The sequence below is a fragment of the Candidatus Caldatribacterium sp. genome (genome assembly GCA_014359405.1).
In the GTDB taxonomy this organism is placed as follows: domain Bacteria; phylum Atribacterota; class Atribacteria; order Atribacterales; family Caldatribacteriaceae; genus Caldatribacterium; species Caldatribacterium oleiphilum.
In genome coordinates, this window is sequence record JACIZN010000115.1 from 1 (window position 1) to 5,513 (window position 5,513).

Annotated in this window: 3 protein-coding genes, 1 tRNA gene and 1 pseudogene; 1 reads left to right on the plus strand and 4 read right to left on the minus strand. The window is 52.7% G+C overall.

The window, feature by feature from the left end; translation table 11 throughout:
• Positions 1-78: 78 nt before the first annotated feature.
• Both H5U36_08485 and H5U36_08490 read right to left on the minus strand, forming a co-directional pair.
• Positions 79-501, minus strand: a pseudogene (locus H5U36_08485) (flagellin).
• A gap of 195 nt (positions 502-696) precedes the next feature.
• Positions 697-2,355, minus strand: coding sequence for a tetratricopeptide repeat protein (locus H5U36_08490; GenBank protein ID MBC7218156.1), 1,659 nt, complete (start codon positions 2,353-2,355; stop codon positions 697-699).
• A 138-nt stretch (positions 2,356-2,493) separates the two neighbouring features.
• On the opposite strand from H5U36_08490, the gene H5U36_08495 reads away from it, so the two are divergent.
• Entirely contained in the window at positions 2,494-4,023 is a 1,530-nt protein-coding gene (locus H5U36_08495) for a glycosyltransferase family 4 protein (GenBank protein MBC7218157.1), read from the plus strand.
• A gap of 160 nt (positions 4,024-4,183) precedes the next feature.
• On the opposite strand, the gene H5U36_08500 is transcribed toward H5U36_08495, so the two are convergent.
• Positions 4,184-4,259: transfer RNA gene (locus H5U36_08500), tRNA-Gly, on the minus strand.
• A gap of 837 nt (positions 4,260-5,096) precedes the next feature.
• Positions 5,097-5,513: class I SAM-dependent methyltransferase (locus H5U36_08505; protein MBC7218158.1), on the minus strand; the 417-nt coding region annotated here is incomplete at its 5' end.

Sequence of the window (5,513 nt, forward strand, 5' to 3'; positions counted from 1 at the left end):
ACCATCATACGAACTATCATTAACCGTTACAGTTCCATTGATTGCCAAACCATTCAGTGCCGTTACCTTATACCCTGCCTCGCCATTGAGGAGCTTTTTGGTGTTAAATTCGGTGGTGTTGCCGATGCGGTCGAGTTCCTCGATGAGCTGGTTGATTTCCTCCTGAATCTGCTCCCGGTCAGCCGAAGTAAGGGTGTCGTTTGCCGCCTGGACGGCAAGCTGCCGCATCCGCTGGAGGATGGAATGAGTTTCGTTCAGCGCTCCTTCAGCTGTCTGAATGAGCGAGATGGCATCCTGAGCGTTGCGGATGGCCTGGGCAAGGCCCTTGATCTGACCCCGCATCTTTTCAGAAATCGCCAACCCTGCCGCATCATCCGCCGCCCGGTTGATTCGAAGACCCGAAGACAACCGCTCAAGGGATTTCGCCAGGGCGTTGTCTGTCGCCACCAGATTCCGGTGGGCATTCAACGCCGTGATGTTCTGGTTAATCCGAAGACCCATTTCCTTCAACCTCCTCCTGAGGTTTTTTTCAAGGCATCCATGCCCTCACACAAAGGAAAACCACCCGAAGGACCTGCACCGCTAAACTCCTACCACGTTCCTCTTCTTCCTCGTCACCTCCCTTTCTCGCTTTCCACCCTAATATATCGAGCGGCTTTCCAAAAACTTTAGGGGTTCCGGGAAAAATTTTTTAATTTACCTGTTCTCGAGATTTTCTTTGAGGCGGAGAAGGTAGGCTTTAGCCTTTTCAATATTTCCCTTTTCCACAAGGAGCTGCAGAAAATTCCCAAGGACTGTCCCGTCCCTTGGGCTAAGGGCTACAGCCTTCTCTAAGTATTCCTCAGCTTCATCGAAGCGCCCGCTCTCAATAAGGGCAACTGCAAGGTTATTGAGCACTCCAGGATTATCGGGAAAGTACTCTAAGGCTTTCCGGGCGTAGCTTTCTGCTTTATCCTTGTCTCCCACCATGGCTGCACACTGGGCAAGGGAAACGTAAAGGTCAGCCACATCAACCCGGAAAAAGGTCATCAGGGAGGTACTCTTTGTAGTGTCCACAGAGGTGACCTTCTCGAAGGCTTCCAAAGCCTCCTGCCACTTTTCCCCTTTCTGGTACACCTTCCCGTACACGTACCAGAGGTCTGGAAGGTACGGGTCGATATCCTCAACTTTTTTCAGGTACTCAAGGGCTTTCTCTACGTCTTCTTCCATAAAGGCCAGGTCAAGGTGCGTCGAAAGGGCTAAAAAGCCCTTTCCCTGGGAAATCTTGAGCATCTTCTCAAAGAGGGCTCGGGCAATTTTCTTCTCCCCCCGGAAGAGATACGCCTTCCCAAGATAGGCAAGGATATCAGGATCTTTTGGGTTTTCCCGAAGCGCCTCAAGGAGGATGCGAAAGTTCCGCTCGTTGACTTTCTCGGTCACTCTCCCTGCGTCCTTATATCCATGGTGGAGGATGGAAATCGTGGTGAGGCGGTGGATTATCCCTCCTAAGGACACAATCACTCCCTCCACTGTTTCGTGAATCCTTCGCCGAAAACGGATTCGGGGGTCCTTGCGGAAAACCCGAACGAGGTAGTTCGTCATCACGTTCCGCCCCTCAGGATCAAGGGGGCTTCGGATGGGAAGCATAAGCCCCGTGGCATCGGTAACCGAAAGGAGCGCCCTAAGCCGCGCAAGGTCACCTCGGTCCATTTCATCATCGGCATCAAGGACAAGAATCCACTCCCCTCGAGCGTACTTCAGTGCCTCATTTCGGGCAGCCGCAAAATCATCGCACCACGCAAAGTGGTAAACCCGAGCCCCAAAGGAGCGGGCAATTTCCGGAGTCCGGTCTGAAGACCCGGTATCGACAAGAACTATCTCGTCCACAAGCCCCTGGACTGAAGAGAGCACCCGGGGGAGGTTCTTCTCCTCGTTTCTGGCAATCATGCAGAGGCTCAGGGAAGGAAAAGAGGCTCCAAAGATTTTTTGGGAAATCCAGAGAAAGTTCTCCTGGGCATCCCGGAGGTCAGGACAGAGCTTCAGAGCTCGGGCAAAAGCCGCCTTGGCATCCGAGAATTTCTTCTGGGCAAAGTACGCCGCTCCGAGGTTATTCCACCCTTCAGCATACTCGGGGTTAAGCGCAACAGCCCGGCGAAGGAGCTTCTCTGCCTCCTTGTAGGACCCCCGATGGTAAGCCAGAACCCCAAGGCCATTCCATAAAATAAAATGTTCCCTTCCTTTCTCTTTTGCCCTCTCAAAGCACCATTTTGCTTTCTCAAGGTCCCCCTCCTTGAGGAAAGCATCTCCTCTCTTCAAAAGCTCCTCGAAGTCCTCCTCAAGGGGAGGAGCAATGTTTTCGACAACCCGTATCGGCAACTCCACCACCCCTTTTGTATAATCGGTGTAAGACAGAGAAACTTTAGACTGTATTCCCTCCAAGGTGACATGAAATATCCTGCCAACCATCGTGGCATCAAACTTTATCTTTTCTCGGGAAGAGGAGGTCGAAACCCGATGCCGACGAGTTTCATCCATGCTGCGCCTGTTCTTGTGGAAGCAGCAACGGCGGTTTCCCCCAAATCCATCCTTGACATTGGCGTAGGTTTTGGAAAATACGGTGTACTTTTGCGCGAAGTCCTTGAGATTTCCCAAAACCGCTATCGAAAAGAAGACTGGGAGATACGGATAGATGGGGTAGAGGCTTTTGCGGGCTACCGCAATCCAATTCACGACTTTGTGTACAATTGCATCTTCTACGAAACCATAGAGGATTGCCTTCTCCACCTACCTGTATACGATGTTGTTCTTCTCGTCGACGTACTCGAGCACTTTGAAAAGGAGAAGGGAAAGACCATCCTGCAAGAACTCTTGAAGCACACCAAGAAATCTCTCCTCGTTTCCACACCTCGTTTTCCTGCTCCCCAGGATTCCTACTTGGGGAATCCCTTTGAGGCTCACCGAAGCCGCTGGCACATTCTCGATTTCATTGACTTCGATTTTAGTTACCGCTACCTACCCTTAGGAAGCAATGGCGCTCAGATTTTTGCGATTTTCCCATCCCGGGCTCCTGAAAGCTTTCCGCTTGACGACCTCCTCCTCGAAACGCCTCCAAGCCGAACCAGAGAAACCTTGACCATTGGTTTCCTTCTTCCCCACAAACACCTCACAGGGGGCATGAAAATGCTCCTTGAGTACCTCAGGGCTCTCTCCCGGCGAGGACATCGCATCGTGACCATCTTCCGAGACGAGGACGAGAAACTCCCAGAGTGGTACGGAAAGGATAATATCCCAACCCTGAAAAGTATCGCTGTTCCCCATGGGGCAGCCACTCTTGCCGTTTGTCGAAGACCTCATGTTCTCATCGTGGGATTCTTCACGCAACTCGAAGAGACGAAGATGCTTCCTATACCCGTTGTACTCTTCGAGCAGGGAAGCGAGTATCTCTTCGGTGATTACGGCGATCTCAATCCCCGCTCACCAATCCGGGAACTCCTCCACAAAGCCTACACTTTTCCTGTGCCCATCATCGTAGTCTCCCCCCTTCTTGAGCACATCCTCAGGGTTCGCTTCGGACGAAAAGCAGTTGTGGTCCCCAACGGCGTGGATACCAGCTTCTATCGTCCTGGACCGAAAAGGGGAAACAACGTTATTCTTCTCGTCGGAAACCCAATGCTTCCCTTCAAGGGATTCGATATTGCTCTCCTCACCCTCCAGAAAGCATGGAATCTATTTCCCCACTTCGAGGTCATCTGGGCTTGCCAGCAAAAGCCCGACGTTAAAGGCATCACATTTCCCTTGCATTTCGTTGTCAACCCTACTCAGGAAAACCTTGCTTCCCTCTATCGGCAAGCAACCGTTCTCCTTTTCACCTCGTGGTATGAGGGCTTTGCCCTTCCTCCCCTTGAAGCCATGGCTTCAGGAATGGCCGTTGTAGCCACCGACTGTGGAGGAATCCGTACATATGCCCAGGAGGGATACAATGCTCTTCTTGCCGAGCCAGGGGACATTGACTCTCCAGCGTACGCTCTTCTCTTCCTCCTTTAGAATCCTGCTGCCCGAAAACTCCTTGAGGAGCGGGGAAGGGAAACGGCACTAAACTTTAGCCTGGACAAAGCAGTCGCAAAATTCGAGGAAGCACTCTACAGGGTTGTAAATTGTTTCGCATTACAGAAGGGGAAGAGGAAACTGTAGACCAAAATAAAACTGGAGCGGGAAACGGGACTCGAACCCGCGGCACCCAGCTTGGAAGGCTGGCGCTCTACCACCTGAGCTATTCCCGCTCGCTACAGGTGATTATAGCACAGTCTTTTCAGGGGTCAAGCACCCGGGATCGCTGCAAGCTTGTTGCTTCGCCTCCGAAGCAACCTCACTCCCTTGAAATACGAGACCGCTTCGCTGCGCTTGCAGCGATCAACAACAACACGAAGGGGTCATTGCAAACTCGTCGTTTCGTCCCTTTCCCTGTCTTTGCGAACTCGTCGTTTCGTTTGTGAAGCAATCTCGCCTTTCCTGAAAATATGAGACTGCTTCGTCGCTTCGCTCCTCGCAGTGACCGAGAAAAGTGTCCTCGCAGCGACCGGGAAAAGAAGTCCTCGCAAAGACCGGGAAAAGATGTACCCGCAGCAACCAGGAAAAGGTGCCCTTGGAACGGCCGGGAAAAGAAGTCCTCACAACAACCGGGAAATACCCTTGCAAGAACCGGGGGGGATTTTCGCGCAACGATCGGGAAGAACATCCCCGCAACAATCGGGAAGAACATCCTCACAAGAACAAACAAGAGGGGTCACTGCGAGGTCGTAGTCTCGCTTCCGAAGCAGTCTCTCCGCAGAACCTTTGAGGTCGCTTCGCTTGCGCTCGCGACGACAGATTGGGAAAGGCGCAACGACAGATTGGGGAAGTCGCAACGACAGATTGGGGAAGTTGCGACAACGGATTAGGGGAGAGACTGCCTCGCTTGCGCTCGCAGCGACAAACCAAAAGAGCTTGTGATGACCATGGGTTCAAGCCGAAAAGAAATCACCGAAGGTGCCGCTTCACCCCTTTCGATGACCACTGGGAAGCCTTGCTTGCAATAGCTTCCTCTTTGGCTACCGTAAGGTTGTCGTCCCCAGGGAGCCTCAGGATGATTCCCGTGACCCTGAGGGCTCTGATTCCCCCCGCACGTAGAGGAAAAGACGGAGCTCGCGGTCCACTTCCTTTGGTACCCAGCCCGAAAAGGTCCAGACATACGAGACGATTCGGGTTCCTTCCTTAAGCTCCCGGAGGAGTTTTTCCTTTAAAGCCTCGTTGACGTGCTCGAAGAGGAAAAGGGTGACGACATCAGCTTCTGAAAGGTCCACGTTGAAGATGTTGCCGAAGATAACCCGCACTCGTGGCCGCAAACCCAGGAAAAGCACCCGAAGCGAGGAGAGAAGGAAAAGCCAGGGGTTGAGCTCTATCCCCACTGCCCTTGCGCCAAATTCCCGGGCGGCGCAGATGAGAATCCGTCCATCCCCACACCCCAGGACGTAGAGACCCTCCCCAGGGCGGAGACC

Excerpts from the sequence above, each read along its gene's own strand:
- H5U36_08495 (MBC7218157.1), top strand. The coding sequence starts at position 2,494 with ATGCCGACGAGTTTCATCCATGCTGCGCCTGTTCTTGTGGAAGCAGCA.